The organism is Prescottella soli (assembly GCF_040024445.1).
Taxonomy (GTDB): Bacteria; Actinomycetota; Actinomycetes; order Mycobacteriales; family Mycobacteriaceae; genus Prescottella; species Prescottella soli.
On sequence record NZ_CP157276.1, the window covers coordinates 782,367 to 797,276 of the forward strand.

Genomic DNA, 14,910 nt, shown 5'->3' on the forward strand with positions numbered 1-14,910 from the left:
AGTTGCGACATCATTCACACCAGACGACGGGGACAGATGAAACCTGACAGCGCACTGGCCATCGAAACCACCGGATTGATCAAGCGCTTCGGCTCGAACACCGCCGTCGCCGGCGTCGACCTGGCGGTGCCCTCCGGCGGCGTGTACGGCGTCCTCGGACCCAACGGCGCCGGCAAGACGACCACCATCCGCATGCTCGCGACGCTGCTCCCGATCGACGGCGGATCCGCGCGTGTCCTCGGCCACGACGTCACCACCGAAGCCGAGACGGTCCGCAGCAAGGTGTCACTGACCGGACAGTTCGCATCTCTCGATGAGGACCTGACCGGCACCGAGAACCTGATCCTGCTGGGGCGGCTGTACGGCTATTCACGGGCCGCGGCCCGGTCCCGGTGCGAGCAGCTGCTCGTCGCCTTCGGACTCGAGGAGGCCGGGGGACGCCAGGTCAAGACGTACTCGGGCGGTATGCGGCGGCGCATCGACATCGCCGCGAGCATCATCGTCACACCCGAGCTGATCTTCCTCGACGAGCCGACCACCGGACTCGACCCCCGCAGCCGCAACCAGGTGTGGGAGATCGTCCGGGCCCTCGTCGCCGGCGGCACCACCGTACTGCTCACCACGCAGTACCTCGACGAGGCCGACCAGTTGGCCGACCGGATCGCCGTGATCGACCACGGCAAGGTCATCGCGGAGGGCACGACCGGCGAACTCAAGGCGTCGGTGGGCTCCGGCGCACTGCACGTGCGTGTCGCGGAATCGTCGCGCCGCCAGGACGCCGCCGCGATCCTCGAACCGGTCCTCGGTGTTCCCGTCACGCTCGAATCGGACCCGGCCGCGCTGACCGCGCGTATCGACGACCCGCAGCGGGTGGCGCGGGCGCTCGCCGCCCTCGACGACGCGAACCTCGCCGTCACGACATTCGCCCTCGGCCAGCCCAGCCTCGACGAGGTGTTCCTCGCCCTCACCGGGCACAGCGCCGAACCGACCGAGGACACCGCCGAATTCGAGGAGACGACCCCATGACCGAGACCATCACCACCTCGGCCCAGGCGGTCGGGAACGTCCTCCAGATGCCGGGCCCGCGGCCCGCCCGCCCGAACGCGCTCTCGACGTCGTTGTCGTTCGGCTGGCGCGCGCTGCTCAAGATCAAGCACGTCCCGGAGCAGCTGTTCGACGTGACGATGTTCCCGATCATGTTCACGCTGATGTTCACGTTCCTGTTCGGCGGCGCGCTCGCCGGATCGACCACCGCCTACGTCCAGTTCCTCATCCCCGGCATCCTCGTGCAGACGGTGGTGATGATCACGATGTACACGGGCCTGACCCTCAACAAGGACATCGAGAAGGGCGTCTTCGACCGCTTCCGTTCGCTGCCGATCTGGCGGCCGTCGCCGCTCGTCGGTGCGCTGTTCGGGGACATCGTGCGCTACACCATCGCGTCGGTGATCGTGCTCGTCCTCGGCCTGATCCTCGGATTCCGACCCGCGGGCGGCGTCGTCGGCGTCGTCGCTTCGGTGCTGCTGCTGTTGCTGTTCTCGTTCAGCCTGTCGTGGGTGTGGACGATGTTCGCGATGCTGATGCGCACCGAGCAGGCCGTGATGGGCGTGTCGATGTTCATCCTGTTCCCGCTCACGTTCGCGAGCAACATCTTCGTCGACCCGTCCACGATGCCGGGCTGGCTGCAGGCATTCGTCGAGGTCAACCCGATCAGCCACCTCGTGACGGCGCTGCGGGCCCTGTCCGCGGGGTCGTTCGAGTTCGGTCAGCTGTCCGTCGTGCTGATCTGGTGCGCCGGGTTCATCGTCGTCTTCGGTCCCCTGACGATGCGCCTGTACAACCGAAAGACGTAGCCCGCTACGTCGTGGACATCGTGTAGACCGGCGGTTCCGTCACGAGGGGATGCGCCACCCCGAATGCCGTGTCGGGATGCAACTGGATCTTGGAGATCGTCGGCATCCGCAATCCCTGATGCAGTCCCTCGGGGGCGAACGCGCTGCCGGTGTACGAGACCGCACCACCCGCCCACACCGGAATTCCCTCGAGGACCCCGCCGATCGGCTGGTGGTAGTGGCCGGCGACGATGATCCGCACGTCCGTACCCCGAAGGACATCCGCCAGCTGCGCGCGGTGCGCGGGATCGAGGATGTAGTCCTCGAGGTACGGCGAGGACGCCGGCAACGGCGGGTGGTGGACGACCACCACGGTTCCGTCCTCCGCCGGCTCGTGCAGGGTTTCCGCGAGCCACTGGAACTGATGCGGGCGCAGTTCGCCGTGACCGGCCCCGCGAACGTTGCTGTCGAGGACCACGATGCGCAGCCCACCGACGTGCGTCACGTAGTCGATGGTGCCGTCCGGACCGATCGGCGTTCCGAGGACGTCGCTGAAGATCTCCGGGTCGTCGTGGTTACCCGGGGCGTAGATCGCGGGTACACCGACCTCCGCACTCAGCGCGTCGATCAGTGCCGACAGACGCCGATAGGCCTCCACACCCCCACCGTCGACGAGATCGCCGGTCAGCAGGATCGCGTCGAACGTCCGGTCGGCGGCCCGGACGGCGGCGCAGGCCAGCTCCAGGTGTGCCTGGCTGTCGAGGCCTTCGAACAGCGTGCCGGCGGCGACGAGATGAGTGTCGGACAGTTGGATGAGCTCGTAGCGAGCGTCGTAGGTCATCACAGAAATCCTTTCAGAGACGGATGGGAATTCATGGCGGGGAGCAGATCGACGAGATCCGGAACCACGAGGTCTGCGCCCGCGTCCTGCAGGACGGATGCGGGGGTTTCGCCGGTGGCCACCGCGACCACCCGCGCCCCGTGGCTCCGCGCGGCCTCGACGTCGAGGACCGAGTCGCCGACCATCAGCACGTCGCCGGGCTCGAGTGCCCGACCGAGCCACCGCGCCGTGTCGAGCGCCTGCACGACCAGGTCCGGGCGATGGACCGTATCGGAACCGAATGCGCCCCGCGAGAGGTCGAGGCCGGCCGCGAGCCCGTAGGCCTCGAGCTTGATCCGGGCCGCGTCGATCTGGTTGCCGGTGAGGACCGACTGCGTCACGTGTGGCGCGCGAGCGAAGTGCTCGATCGCGGCGCGGGCACCAGGCAGGGCACGCCCGTGCTGGACGAGCAGCTCGCGCCGCGCGTCGAGCAATTCACGTTCACGCCCGATCGCACGCGGCAGCACGTCGTCGACGTCGTCCTCGCCGAGTCCCGATTGCCGTAGCAGCGAACGCATCAGCGCCCGGACGGTACTGCCCGGGACGACCTCCGCGGACTCGAGGACGGTACCGGTGAGCTCGGCGCAGACGTCGAGCCACACCTGACGATCGACCCCGCCCGCATCGAGCAGCGTCTGGTCGAGGTCCCACAGCACCAGCACGTCCCGCGGCGCAGCGCGATCGATCATCACACTCACGCCGGAACCTTCTCTCGCGCAGTCGGATTAACAGAAATGGCACCGGGACGCGGAGCCAGGCCGACCCAGTCCGTCACCGGCACGTCGGCCGGGAGCTCGACGGTAAGCCCGATCTCCGAACGCCCGATCGAACCGTGCAGGCGCACGGTGTCGCCGAGGTACTCGCACTGCCGGACCCGGAGCGGCAGCCCGCCGGTGGCGGGCGCCCGATCAAATGCCTTGGGGCGCAGGACCACCTCGCACCCCTGACCGGGCGCGAGGACCGGGCCGTCGAGGACGTCGAGCGGCAGATCCCACTCGTCGGCGACGCGCACGCATCCCGACGACGTGACCTCACCGCGAAGCATCGTCGCCCGACCCAGGAACGCGGCAACGAAGGCATTGACCGGCCGGCGCCACAGCTCCTCGGCGGGTCCGCACTGCTCCAGCCGGCCGTCGCGCAGCACCGCGATGTGGTCGGCGAGCGAGAGCGCCTCCTGCTGGTCGTGGGTGACGAGGATGGTCGCCCGGCCGGACGCGCGCAGGATCGTGGCGAGCTCGGTCCTCAGTTCGTCACGTAGCTGCGGATCGAGTGCGGCGAGCGGCTCGTCCAACAGCAGTACTCGCGGATTGGTCGCGAACGCGCGAGCGAGGGCCACCCGCTGCCGCTGACCCCCGGACAGCTGCCGGGGCGAACGATCGGCCAGCTCGGACACTCGGGCGAGACGCAGCGCCTCGCGCACCATGTCGCGCCGATCCGCCTTCGAGACCCGGCGCGCGGCCAGCCCGTACCCGACGTTGTCCGCGACACTCATGTGCGGAAACAGGCCGTAGCTCTGCGGCACCCATCCGATGCGGCGATCCTCCGGACGGGTGGTCGTCGCATCGACGCCGTCGAGCGCGAGTGAGCCGCCGTCCAGCGGCTCGAGGCCCGCGATCATTCTCAGGGTGGTCGACTTGCCGCAGCCGGACGGCCCGACGAGCGCGAGCACCTCACCGGAGGACACTGTGAAGCTCACCTCCCGGACCGCTGCACGGTCCGACTTCGGGTAGCGCCGCGTCATGCCGACCGCCTCGACTGCCGGACTGGTCGATCCGGTTTCCGATCTCACTTGCGTCTCCTCACTGCGAGCGTGCCGAACAGGTGCAGACCGACAGCCAGCGGAATGACTGCGATGCAGTACCACAGGGCGAGGGCCGCACCGGCCGAGGTCTGCCCGTAGATGAATGCGCCGAACAGGACGACCGGGAGCGTCTGCTGGGCGGGGTTGACGATGAAGTAGGTCAGGTTGAACTCGCCGAAACTCAAGGCCAACACCATCATTGCGCCCGCGAGCAGCGCCGGCCGGACGTGCGGCAAGGTCACGGTCCACAGTCGCCTGACGGCGCCCGCCCCCAATGTCGCCGCCGCCTGCTCGAGCTGCCGCAGGTCGGGATCCCGCAGGACCGGGGTGAGACTGGCGACGAGGAACGGCATCGTCACCACGACATGCCCGAGGATCAGCAGCCACCCGGACCGCTGGAGCTGCGGGTACATCGCACCGAGCGCAAGGCCCACGGCGATGCCGGGGACGGCGAGGGGCAGACTTGCCATCCACCGGATCACCGAGGTTCCCGGCATGCCACCACGCGCGAAGAGGAACGCCAGCGGAAGCCCCAGCGGAAACCCGATCAGCAACGTGAGGGCAGCCACCTGGGCACTGGCCGACAGCGCGGGCACGAAGGTCGTCAGCGCCTCGCCCATCCATTTGGTCGTCACGCCGCCGCTGAGCGGACCGTTGTTCCAGTTGGCGGTGACGGCGACCAGTGCGGTGACCACGATCGGCAGCACCGACAGGACGATGCAGAACCGGGCCGCGGACGACGTGATCCATCGGCGCCCACCCCGAGCAGGTGTGACGCGCGGCGCGGTCCGATCCGGGACCACGATCACCGGTCGCGCGGTGGACACCTCCACGCTCATGCGCGAACCTCCGATCGCCCGATCATTCGCTCACCCAGGTTGTTGAGGACCGTGAACACCACGCTCACCGCTGCGAGTACGACGGCCATCGCTCCCGCGAGGGCGGTGTTCTGCAGGACAGTCCCCTGCTCGGCGATCTCGAGCGGCAACACCCGAAAGCCCTCGGAGAGCGCCGCGACGGTCCCGTACGCGCCGAGCGAGCTGGCGATCGCGATCCCCGCGGCCGACAGGATCGCCGGCCACATCGCCGGCAGCACCACGGTGGCCGTGATCCGAGCCGGCGACGCGCCGAGCGTGCGTGCGACGTCCTCGAGGTCCGGGTCGAGCGCGCTGGCCGAACCACGCAGAATTCCCAGGGTGCGCGGGAGTTGAAAATAGAGGTACGCGAACAACAGGCCCGGCATCGAATAGGCCAGAACCAGCGACTGCTGACCCGTGAGCGCGACACTCGCCGACTGCGCCAACCCGGCACGACCGAAGAGCACGATGACGAAGAAGCCGATCACCAGGCCCGGAAGCGACAGCGGGAAGGTGAGAATCGCGTCGTAGGCGATGGCCCGCCTGCCCTCGAGCCTGGCGAGATGCAGGGCCGCCGGGAACGTGACCGCGATCGTGACAACCGTCGACGCGATCGCCAACCACAACGAATTGATCAGGGCCGCCCGGTAGTTCGCGGTGGTGAAGATCTCGACGTAGTACTGCCACGTGAACTCGCCGTCGACACCGGTCAGGCTGCGTACGAGGAACGACACCAGCGGCGCCACCATGAACAGCACGAGGAAGGTGACCGCGGGAACGACGAGGAGGAAGTTACCCATGCTGCGCGGCAGGCGCAGCCTGGGAACGCCCACTCCGACAGACGCAACGGACATGCGTCAGCCCGAGATCGCGGCCGTGTAGGCCTTGACGAAATCGCCCTGCACAGCTGCCAACTCGGCGATGTCGACGTTACGCGCGGCGTTGTACTCCGCCTCCGGAGCGATCCGCGACTGAATGTGCTCGGGCATGGACCCGCGGACCGGGTGGACGTAGAACTCGGCGAACAACTGCTGACCGGTGTCGGACAGGAGGAAGTCCATCCACTTCTTCGCGCCCTCGGGATTCGGCCCGTTCTTGACCAGGCTCACCGCGTAGGACACCTTGACCGTGCCATCGGACGGGATGACCACGTCGAGATCTGCATTCTGGTTGTACTTCTGCGCGTAACCGTTGAAGTCGGCGTCGATCAGGATCGGATACTCACCCGATCCGGCCTTCGCCGGTGTCGTGTTCACGGGGGCCTGGGCGCCGTTCGCCTTCAGCTTCGTGAAGTAGTCCAGGGCGGGCTGCCAGTCGGACGCAGATCCGCCCTTCGCCATATTGACCGCCGCCGCGGTGTAGTAGCCGATCGCAGCCTTGCCCGGATCCGCGTAGAACACCTTGCCCTTGTACTCCGGCTTCAGGAGGTCGTCCCACGTCCGGGGCGTCGGAAGCCCGCCCAGCGCTTTCTTGTTCACCAGCATCGCGACCACGCCGTAGTGGGCGACGGTCCACGAGCCGTCCGCGGCCTTCAGGTCGGCGGCCACGTCCTCCGCACCGGCCGGCGCGTACGGCTCGATCAGCCCCTGCTTGTCAGCCTCGACGCCGAACGTGGACCCCCAGTACGCGACGTCCGCCTGCGGGTGGGACTTCTGCTCGGCCAGCGCGCTGAGCGTCTGGCCGCTGTTCTTGACGTCGTTGGGCACGGTGATCCCGGATTCCTCCGCGAACGCGGCCCGGACGTCCTTGAAGTTCGCCCACTCGTCCGGACTGTTGTACTGAACGACGGTCCCTGCTGCGGCCTGGTCGGACTGCCCACCGACCACGCTCGAACATCCGGCCGCCGACAGGACCGCGAGGGCTGCGAGCGCACCGACTCCTCTCACCCCGTACGTCCGGGCCCGGCTGACAACGCGCATGTGAATGCTGCTCCTGTGGTGTGGATTTCGGATCGAATGCGCGCCCCGGGATCCTCTGACGGTGACCTCACGAACGCACTTCGGCAACTATGTCGCACGAGGTGCGCAGTTTTCATCGCCAGACGACATTTCCGGCATTTGTTAAGCCAATGTTCGCCCGTCGACGACGCAGATGACGCACCGACTACGGGAGCAAGAACTCGAAAACCGACACCCGACAACGGAATCCGGCTTCACCGCAGCGGTGCTAGCCTCCTGCCGCACGACGACAGAACACCGAACCACCGCATCCCCAGGAGAGAACCATGACGTCAGGACGGGGGGAGCTACCCGCGCAACGCCAGCGGGACATCGCGAACTATCTGCTCACACACAGCACCTCCACCGCGCAGGAACTCGCACAGCGATTCAATGTGAGCCTGGTGACGGCACATCGCGACCTCGACGCGCTGGCCCGAAAGGGCGTCGTCCGCAAATTCCACGGAGGGGTCACCGCCCAGCCGTCGAGCGTGTTCGAGAGCAGCATCGAGTACCGGACCGGGGCGGCCCTGAACGAGAAGCGCGCGATCGCGGCGCGGGCCGCGGACCTGGTCCAGCCCGGAATGTCAGTGCTCGTGGACAGTTCCACCACGAATCTGCATCTACTGGATCCGCTCGAGACGCTTCGGCCGCTGACTCTGATCACGAACTTCGTCCCGGTCGTGTCCCGGGTATCGCAGTGGGAGGACGTCCGGTTGGTGGTTCTCGGCGGCGAATACGACGCGCGGCACGCCAGCATGCACGGGATCGCCTGCGAGGACGCCGCCGGCCGCGTCCGCGCCGACATCGGCTTCTTCTCGTTCGCCGGGATCGACGAACGCGGCGTCTACCACCCGGAACAGGAAGTCGCGGCGTCCAAGAGGGCCATGCTCGCGACCGCGACGCGCCGGGTCATCCTTGCGGACAGCAGCAAGCTCGGCAGAACCGCCTTGCACTGGCTGGCACCGCTCGACGACTTCGAGCAACTGATCACCGACAACTGCGCCCCCGCGGATGTCGTCGCGGGTCTGCGGTCCCGCGACATCGAGGTGATCGTCGAAGAGAGTTGATTCCGCGCCGCCACGGCGCGGGTCGGCCCCCGGCACGCGGAAGGGGCGGCGCAGGTCCGATGGACCCGCACCGCCCCGTTCGCGCTCACAGGGGTTCCGCAGCCGGCACTTGGAGTGCTCGACGGCGCACCGCGGCTAAGCGGATTCGCTCTCGCTCACGGCCGCCGACTCGGTCGGCGCATCCGGCTTCTGGATGTCGATGGTCTTCCGCAGCGGCGTGTTCGGGACCAGGATCACGCAGATCAGCGTGATCACCGCGACACCGGCCGCGATCGCGAACAGGAGTCCGGTCGCGTCGCCGTACGCCACCCGTATGACCTCCGCGATGGGCGCCGGAAGCGCGTTCAGATCCAGGCTGCCGCCACCACCGGACGAGTGCGTGTCGATGCCGAGCTTCGCGAAGCCCTCGGTCGACAGGGTCGCGACCCGGGTCGCGAGCACGGATCCGAGCACCGAGACGCCGATGGCTCCACCGAAGGTCCGGAAGAACGCGACCGAGCTACTGGCGGCGCCGATGTTGTCCACGCTCACCGTGTTCTGGACCGCGAGAACGAGGTTCTGCATCAGGCTGCCGACGCCGACGCCGACGATCGCGATGTAGACACCGATCAGCCACAGGCTGGTCGCGTGATCGATCGTGCCGAGCAGACCGAATCCGACGACGAGCAGCAACGCACCACCGACGATGAACGGCTTCCACTTGCCGAAGCGCGAGATCAACTGGCCCGAGACGACCGACGAGACCAGCATGCCCAGCACCATCGGAATGGTCAGGACACCGGCGATCGTCGGGCTGTACCCGCGCGCCGTCTGGAAGTACTGGCCGAGGAACGTCGTGGCACCGAACATGCCGACACCGACGGCGATCGACGCGATGATCGCGATACCCGTGGTCTTCTCGGTGATGATCTTCAGCGGGATGATCGGCGCCTTGGCCTTCGCCTCGACGATCACCGTTGCGATCAGCAGGAGCACACCGGCGCCGACGTACATCGCCGATTCCTTCGAGATCCAGCCGTAGTAGTCGGCCTTGCCCGCGAACGACACCCAGATCAGCAGGACACTGACGCCCGCGGTCAGCAGCATCGCGCCCCACCAGTCGATGGAGACGTCACCCTTGCGCTCGGTCGCGATGTGCAGCGTGCGCTGCAGCAGGAACAGCGCGATCACGGCCAACGGGACGCATACGAAGAAGCACCAGCGCCACCCGAGGGGGCTGTCGACGATCACACCGCCGAGGATCGGGCCGCCCGACATCGACACCGCCATCGCCGCACCCATGTAGCCGGAGTAGCGACCACGGTCGCGCGGCGGAATGATGCTGCCGATGATCGCGACGACGAGGGCGGTCAGGCCACCCATGCCGACGCCCTGCACGACGCGCGCCGCAAGCAGGACCGGCACGTTGTGGGCGAAACCGGCGATGACCGAGCCCACGACGAAGATCACGATTGCGCTCTGGACCAGCACCTTCTTGTTGAACAGGTCGGCGAGCTTGCCCCAGATCGGGGTCGATGCCGCGTTCGCGAGCAGGGCCGTCGTGATCACCCACGCGAACTGCGTCTGGGTGCCCTTCAGGTCACCGATGATCGTCGGCAGCGCCGTCGAGACGATGGTCGTACTGAGCAGCGCCGTGAACAGCGCGGCGATGAGGCCCGCGAGGACCTCGAGAATCTGGCGATGTGTCATCGCCTGCTGGCCGGCGCCTGCCCGGCTCTCCCCCACTGATGTCGTCATCGAAGTGCTCTCCCACATTGATCGGCTGCTAGAGGTGAGGATTCGGAGCGCGCGGTGAGCGAGTCGGTGAGACGTTCGATCGTGGTCAATGCGACCGCCGCCTCCTCCTGGCTCCAACCACCGAGCATGTCCCGCAAACGCGTGGACCTGTTTTCCTTGGTGGCGCGCAGTGCCTCGTGCCCGTCCGCCGAGACCTGGACGCGGAAGGCCCGCTTGTCGTCCGGGTCCGGTTGCCTCTCGACGAGTCCGGCCTCGACCAGTTCGGTCATCTGCCGGCTGAGAGCGGACTGGCTCACGCACAGAACGGACGCGAGTTCGTTCTGACGACACGGGCCGCGAGCCGAAAGGACGACCAGCACGGCCACCAGTGCCGGCGCGACCGGATCATCCGCCGCACTCGCGATCGCATTTCGCAGCGAGCGGCCGAAGAGGAAGATCGCATCGACCAGGGCCTGCGCGGTATCGGCCTGGACAGCCATCGGATACCCCGAATCCTCGATTAGACCTAGTGAATTACTTGCAGAACGCAACGGTACGCATAGTTGCGTGCGTCAAGCAATTACTTCACAAAAGCGACATACCGCACTTCAACGGCTCTGACCAGCGCAAACTCGAGCAGCGCCTGAGTCGGGTGTGTCGAGGTCCACTCCCAACGTCAGCGTGTGAGCAGTGCGAGGCTCTCCACGTGGTGCGTGAGCGGGAAGGCATCGAAGGCCCGGACCTGCGCCAGCCGGAAGCCGTGCTCGCGGTAGAGCGCGACGTCCCGCGCGAACGAGGCCGGGTCGCACCCGATGTGCACGATGCGCTGCGGACCGGCCGCCGTCACCGCGGCCACGACGTCGCGGCCCGCGCCCGCGCGCGGCGGATCGAGGACGACGACCTCCGGGGCCGACAGGTCGCGCAGCGCCCGTTCGACCCGAGCCGCATGCAGGTACACCTGCGGCAGGTCCCCCAACGCCGCGGTTCCGTCGGCGACGGCCTGTCGCGAGAACTCCACCGAATCGACCCGGCCTACTGGGCCCACCTGATCGGCCAGCGTGGCCGCGAACACCCCGACACCGCCGTAGAGATCCCACACGTTCGCGCCGTTCGACGCCTGCGCCCACTCCCCCACGACCGACGAGTACGTCTCGGCGGCGCTGCGGTGCGCCTGCCAGAAACCCGTCGCCGACAGTGTCCACTCCCGGTCGCCGACCCGCTCGACGGGCCGACCCGAACCGATCACGACGTGTTCCGCGCGACTGCCCGCCGATGCCGCCCGCCGCGCCGTCGCCCCGCGCCGGCCCGGGCTGCGCCGGCCCGTGCGCGACACCTTGGGCGGCGCGATCTCCACCACGTGCCGCTCGCCCGCCGCGTCCAGCACGAGCTGGATCTCCGCACCCGGATGCCACGAGCGCTCGGCGAGCCCGGCGTAAGCGGCGGGATCGATCTGCGGGCAGGCCAGGAACGTCTCGATGTCGAGGCTGCGGAAGCGATGGAAGCCGGGGCGCCCGGCCGCGTCCACCGCCAACCGGACCCGGGTGCGCCATCCCGTGCCGTCGCCGGTGCCCGGCAACGAGTCGACGGCGATGTCCATGTCCACGCCCGCGATGCGGCGCAACTGTTCGGCGACGACGTCGGACTTCATCCGCCGCTGCGCCGCGAGCGTGGCGTGCGAGTAGTCACAGCACCCGGCTCCGCCGGGACCCGAGATGGGGCACAGCGGCGCGATGCGGTCGGGGGACGCCTCGACGATCTCGACGGCGTCGGCCCGGCAGAACGATCCACCGCGGTCCTCGGTGACGTGCGCGATCACCTTCTCGCCCGGCAGCCCGTGCCGGACGAACAGCACCCGGCCCTCGTGCCGGGCGACGCAGAACCCGCCGTGCCCGGGCTTGCCCAGTTCCACCTCGAGCCGGCGTCCGACCCAGTTCTCGCTCACTTGCCGGTCACTTGCCTTCCACATCGAGACCGCGGCGGATCGCGCCCGGCGCGTTGTCGACACGCTCCCGCTTGACCTTCTCCGACGAACTCAGCTGCCACGGCACGCTCGTGACCATCACACCGGGCTGGAACAGCAGCCGGCTCTTGAGACGCAGGGCACTCTGATTGTGCAGCAACTGCTCCCACCAGTGTCCGACGACATACTCCGGGATGAAGACCGTCACGACGTCGCGCGGCGAATCCCGCCGGATGCGGCGGACGTAGTCGAGCACCGGTTTGGTGATCTCCCGGTACGGCGACTCGATTACCTTGAGCGGCACCGTGATGTCGCTGTTCTCCCACTCCCGGACCAGGGCCCGGGTGTCCGGCTCGTCGACGTTGACCGTGATGGCCTCGAGCGTGTCGGGACGCGTCGCCCGAGCGTAGGCGAGCGCGCGCATCGTCGGCATGTGCATCTTCGACACGAGCACAATCGAGTGCGTCCGGCTCGGCAGCACGCCGTCCCATTCCTGCTCGTCGAGCTCGGCCGCGACGCTGTCGTAGTGGCGACGGATCGACTTCATCACCACGAAGATGGCGATCATCGCGACGATCGCGATCCAGGCGCCGGCCGCGAACTTGGTGAGCAGGACGATCACGAGCACTGCGCCGGTCATCGCGAGGCCGATCGAGTTGATCACTCGGGAACGCTTCATCCGCCGGCGCTGCGCGGGATCGGTCTCCGCCTTCAGGTGACGCGTCCAGTGCCGGATCATGCCGGTCTGGCTCAGCACGAACGAGACGAACACGCCCACGATGTAGAGCTGGATCAGCTTGGTGACCTCGGCGCCGAACACCACCACGAACGCGATCGCCGCACCCGACAGGAACAGGATGCCGTTGCTGAACGCGAGGCGGTCGCCGCGGGTGTGCAGCTGGCGCGGCAGGTAACGGTCCTGCGCGAGGACCGACCCGAGCACCGGGAAGCCGTTGAACGCGGTGTTCGCGGCGAGTACCAGGATGAGCGCGGTGACGGTCGCGATGAAGTAGAAGCCGATCGGGAATCCGGAGAACACCGCCTCGGCGAGCTGCGCGATGAGCGTCTTCTGCTGGTAGCCCTCGGGCGCGCCGGTCAGCTGCATCGCCGGGTCGTGCGCGTACACGACGCCGATCTTCTGGGCCAGGATGATGATGCCCATCAACAGCGTGATCGCGAAGGTACCGAGCAGCAGCAGCGTGGTGGCGGCGTTGCGCGACTTGGGCTTCTGGAACGCGGGCACACCGTTGCTGATCGCCTCGACACCGGTCAGTGCCGCACAGCCGGACGAGAACGCCCGCGCGATGAGGAACGCGAACGCGATGCCGTGCAGCTGCGCGTCCTCCGCATTGAGGGTGAACCCGGCCGACTCGGCGTGGACATCGTCACCGAAGGCATAGATACGAACGAAGCCCCACACCAGCATCACCATCATGCCGACGATGAACGCGTAGGTGGGGATCGCGAACGCCGACCCGGACTCCCGGATGCCGCGCAGGTTCATCGCGGTCAGCAGGACGATCGCCGCGATCGCGAACAGGACCTTGTGCTCGGCCACGAACGGCACCGCGGACCCGATGTTCGACGCGGCCGACGAGATCGACACCGCCACCGTGAGCACGTAGTCGACCATCAGCGCACTGCCGACGGTCAGGCCGGCGTTCGGCCCCAGGTTGACGGTCGCGACCTCATAGTCACCGCCACCGGACGGATAGGCATGCACGTTCTGGCGGTAGCTCGCAACGACCACGGCCATCACCAGCGCGACGGCCAGCCCGATCCACGGCGCGAACGCGTACGCGGAAATGCCCGCGACCGACAGCACCAGATAGATCTCTTCCGGCGCATACGCCACCGACGACATCGCGTCCGAGGCGAAGACGGGTAGCGCGATCCGCTTGGGGAGAAGCGTGTGTCCGAGTTTGTCGCTTCGGAACGGTCGCCCCAAAATCAGCCGCTTCGCAGCGGTGGAAAGCTTCGACACCGACAAAGCGTAAGCCGTCCCCGGCCACACACCACATCAGGGCGTCCCCCACCGCGATTCCCGGTTTGCCGATCACCCCGGGAGTCCACCGATCGGCGGCGGCTGCTTGCTCTTCCCGGTGGGCGCTGTACGGTTCGATTCGATGCCGGCGGCACACCGTCGGCCGCTGAGCAATGAACGGAGTGGACGGGTGTACGTAGTCGTCATGGGATGCGGCCGGGTCGGCTCGTCCCTCGCTACCGCACTGAGCCGGATCGGCCACGAGGTCGCGGTCATCGACCGCGACGCGAGCGCATTCCTCCGCCTCGGATCGGACTTCACCGGCACGACCGTCGTCGGCATGGGATTCGACCGAGACGTACTGGTCCGGGCCGGAATCGAGCGTGCACAGGCATTCGCGGCCGTGTCGTCGGGCGACAACTCGAACATCATCTCCGCGCGCGTCGCGCGCGAGACGTTCGGTGTCGATCGGGTCGTCGCACGGATCTACGACGCCAAGCGCGCCGCCGTCTACGAGCGCCTCGGAATCCCGACCATCGCGACGGTGCCGTGGACCACCGACCGCTTCATGCTCGCCCTGCAGCAGGACGACCAGATTTCGAAGTGGCGCGATCCGTCGGGCACGGTCGTGGTCACCGAACTGTCCCTGCACGAAGACTGGGTGGGCCGCAGCGTCAGCGAACTCGAGGCCGCGACGTCGTCGCGTGTCTCGTTCATCATCCGATTCGGGACGGGAATCCTCCCGGACCGCAAGACCGTGATCCAGTCCCAGGACCAGGTGTACGTCGCCGCCGTGTCCGGGACCGTCGCCGAGGCCGTCGCGCTCGCGGGGAACCCTCCCCCGTCGGACGACTGACATTGCACCGGTCATGA

At 67.8% G+C, this 14,910-nt stretch carries 14 protein-coding genes; 4 read left to right on the forward strand and 10 right to left on the reverse strand.

What is annotated here, in order from left to right; translation table 11 throughout:
- Positions 1-36 precede the first annotated feature (36 nt).
- Positions 37-1,026: an ATP-binding cassette domain-containing protein gene (locus ABI214_RS03620; RefSeq protein WP_348606224.1), complete on the forward strand. Its 990-nt coding sequence runs from the start codon at positions 37-39 to the stop codon at positions 1,024-1,026.
- Positions 1,023-1,853 carry an ABC transporter permease gene (locus ABI214_RS03625; RefSeq protein ID WP_348606226.1) on the forward strand — a complete coding sequence of 277 codons (831 nt, stop codon included), beginning with the start codon at positions 1,023-1,025 and terminating at the stop codon, positions 1,851-1,853. The genes ABI214_RS03620 and ABI214_RS03625 overlap by 4 nt, the downstream gene beginning before the upstream one ends.
- A 4-nt stretch (positions 1,854-1,857) precedes the next feature.
- Here the strand turns inward: ABI214_RS03625 and ABI214_RS03630 are convergent, their stop codons facing one another.
- From ABI214_RS03630 to ABI214_RS03655, 6 genes are read right to left on the reverse strand one after another with little or no spacing between them, the layout of a single operon-like run.
- Positions 1,858-2,673: a metallophosphoesterase gene (locus ABI214_RS03630; protein ID WP_348606228.1), complete on the reverse strand. Its 816-nt coding sequence runs from the start codon at positions 2,671-2,673 to the stop codon at positions 1,858-1,860.
- Positions 2,673-3,401 (reverse strand): HAD family hydrolase, encoded by a 729-nt coding sequence (locus ABI214_RS03635; RefSeq protein ID WP_348611244.1) that lies wholly within the window; start codon positions 3,399-3,401, stop codon positions 2,673-2,675. The genes ABI214_RS03630 and ABI214_RS03635 overlap by 1 nt, the downstream gene beginning before the upstream one ends.
- Before the next feature lie 5 nt (positions 3,402-3,406).
- Positions 3,407-4,501 carry an ABC transporter ATP-binding protein gene (locus tag ABI214_RS03640; protein WP_348606230.1) on the reverse strand — a complete coding sequence of 365 codons (1,095 nt, stop codon included), beginning with the start codon at positions 4,499-4,501 and terminating at the stop codon, positions 3,407-3,409.
- Positions 4,498-5,352, reverse strand: a complete 855-nt coding sequence (locus ABI214_RS03645; protein WP_348606232.1) for an ABC transporter permease — start codon at positions 5,350-5,352, stop codon at positions 4,498-4,500. The genes ABI214_RS03640 and ABI214_RS03645 overlap by 4 nt, the downstream gene beginning before the upstream one ends.
- The gene (locus tag ABI214_RS03650; RefSeq protein WP_348606234.1) at positions 5,349-6,224 is read right to left on the reverse strand and encodes an ABC transporter permease; all 876 of its coding nucleotides are present in this window, start codon (positions 6,222-6,224) and stop codon (positions 5,349-5,351) included. Before ABI214_RS03650 ends, ABI214_RS03645 begins: the two co-directional genes overlap by 4 nt.
- 3 nt (positions 6,225-6,227) lie before the next feature.
- A complete protein-coding gene (locus ABI214_RS03655) occupies positions 6,228-7,289 on the reverse strand; it encodes an extracellular solute-binding protein (protein WP_348606236.1) in 1,062 nt (353 codons plus the stop codon).
- Positions 7,290-7,594: 305 nt separating this feature from the next.
- Here ABI214_RS03655 and ABI214_RS03660 point away from each other — a divergent pair, with 305 nt between their 5' ends.
- Entirely contained in the window at positions 7,595-8,377 is a 783-nt protein-coding gene (locus ABI214_RS03660; protein ID WP_348606238.1) for a DeoR/GlpR family DNA-binding transcription regulator, read from the forward strand.
- Between the two features lie 135 nt (positions 8,378-8,512).
- On the opposite strand, the gene ABI214_RS03665 is transcribed toward ABI214_RS03660, so the two are convergent.
- From ABI214_RS03665 to ABI214_RS03680, 4 genes are all read right to left on the reverse strand, one after another.
- Positions 8,513-10,066 (reverse strand): MDR family MFS transporter, encoded by a 1,554-nt coding sequence (locus ABI214_RS03665; RefSeq protein WP_348611247.1) that lies wholly within the window; start codon positions 10,064-10,066, stop codon positions 8,513-8,515.
- Between the two features lie 44 nt (positions 10,067-10,110).
- The gene (locus tag ABI214_RS03670; RefSeq protein ID WP_348606239.1) at positions 10,111-10,593 is read right to left on the reverse strand and encodes a MarR family winged helix-turn-helix transcriptional regulator; all 483 of its coding nucleotides are present in this window, start codon (positions 10,591-10,593) and stop codon (positions 10,111-10,113) included.
- A gap of 176 nt (positions 10,594-10,769) precedes the next feature.
- On the reverse strand, positions 10,770-12,035 hold the full coding sequence (locus ABI214_RS03675) for a class I SAM-dependent RNA methyltransferase (protein WP_348606240.1): 1,266 nt from the start codon (positions 12,033-12,035) through the stop codon (positions 10,770-10,772).
- 7 nt (positions 12,036-12,042) lie between these two features.
- The gene (locus ABI214_RS03680) at positions 12,043-14,037 is read right to left on the reverse strand and encodes an APC family permease (protein ID WP_348606242.1); all 1,995 of its coding nucleotides are present in this window, start codon (positions 14,035-14,037) and stop codon (positions 12,043-12,045) included.
- Between the two features lie 190 nt (positions 14,038-14,227).
- On the opposite strand from ABI214_RS03680, the gene ABI214_RS03685 reads away from it, so the two are divergent.
- Positions 14,228-14,893 carry a potassium channel family protein gene (locus ABI214_RS03685; protein ID WP_408586634.1) on the forward strand — a complete coding sequence of 222 codons (666 nt, stop codon included), beginning with the start codon at positions 14,228-14,230 and terminating at the stop codon, positions 14,891-14,893.
- Positions 14,894-14,910 lie beyond the last annotated feature (17 nt).

Bases quoted from the DNA above. Each gene is read 5' to 3' on its own strand.
- ABI214_RS03630 (WP_348606228.1), bottom strand. From the start codon at position 2,673: ATGACCTACGACGCTCGCTACGAGCTCATCCAACTGTCCGACACTCAT.
- ABI214_RS03650 (WP_348606234.1), bottom strand. From the start codon at position 6,224: ATGTCCGTTGCGTCTGTCGGAGTGGGCGTTCCCAGGCTGCGCCTGCCG.
- ABI214_RS03655 (WP_348606236.1), bottom strand. From the start codon at position 7,289: ATGCGCGTTGTCAGCCGGGCCCGGACGTACGGGGTGAGAGGAGTCGGT.
- ABI214_RS03670 (WP_348606239.1), bottom strand. From the start codon at position 10,593: ATGGCTGTCCAGGCCGATACCGCGCAGGCCCTGGTCGATGCGATCTTC.
- ABI214_RS03625 (WP_348606226.1), top strand. From the start codon at position 1,023: ATGACCGAGACCATCACCACCTCGGCCCAGGCGGTCGGGAACGTCCTC.
- ABI214_RS03620 (WP_348606224.1), top strand. From the start codon at position 37: ATGAAACCTGACAGCGCACTGGCCATCGAAACCACCGGATTGATCAAG.
- ABI214_RS03645 (WP_348606232.1), bottom strand. From the start codon at position 5,352: ATGAGCGTGGAGGTGTCCACCGCGCGACCGGTGATCGTGGTCCCGGAT.
- ABI214_RS03635 (WP_348611244.1), bottom strand. From the start codon at position 3,401: ATGATCGATCGCGCTGCGCCGCGGGACGTGCTGGTGCTGTGGGACCTC.
- ABI214_RS03660 (WP_348606238.1), top strand. From the start codon at position 7,595: ATGACGTCAGGACGGGGGGAGCTACCCGCGCAACGCCAGCGGGACATC.
- ABI214_RS03665 (WP_348611247.1), bottom strand. From the start codon at position 10,066: ATGACACATCGCCAGATTCTCGAGGTCCTCGCGGGCCTCATCGCCGCG.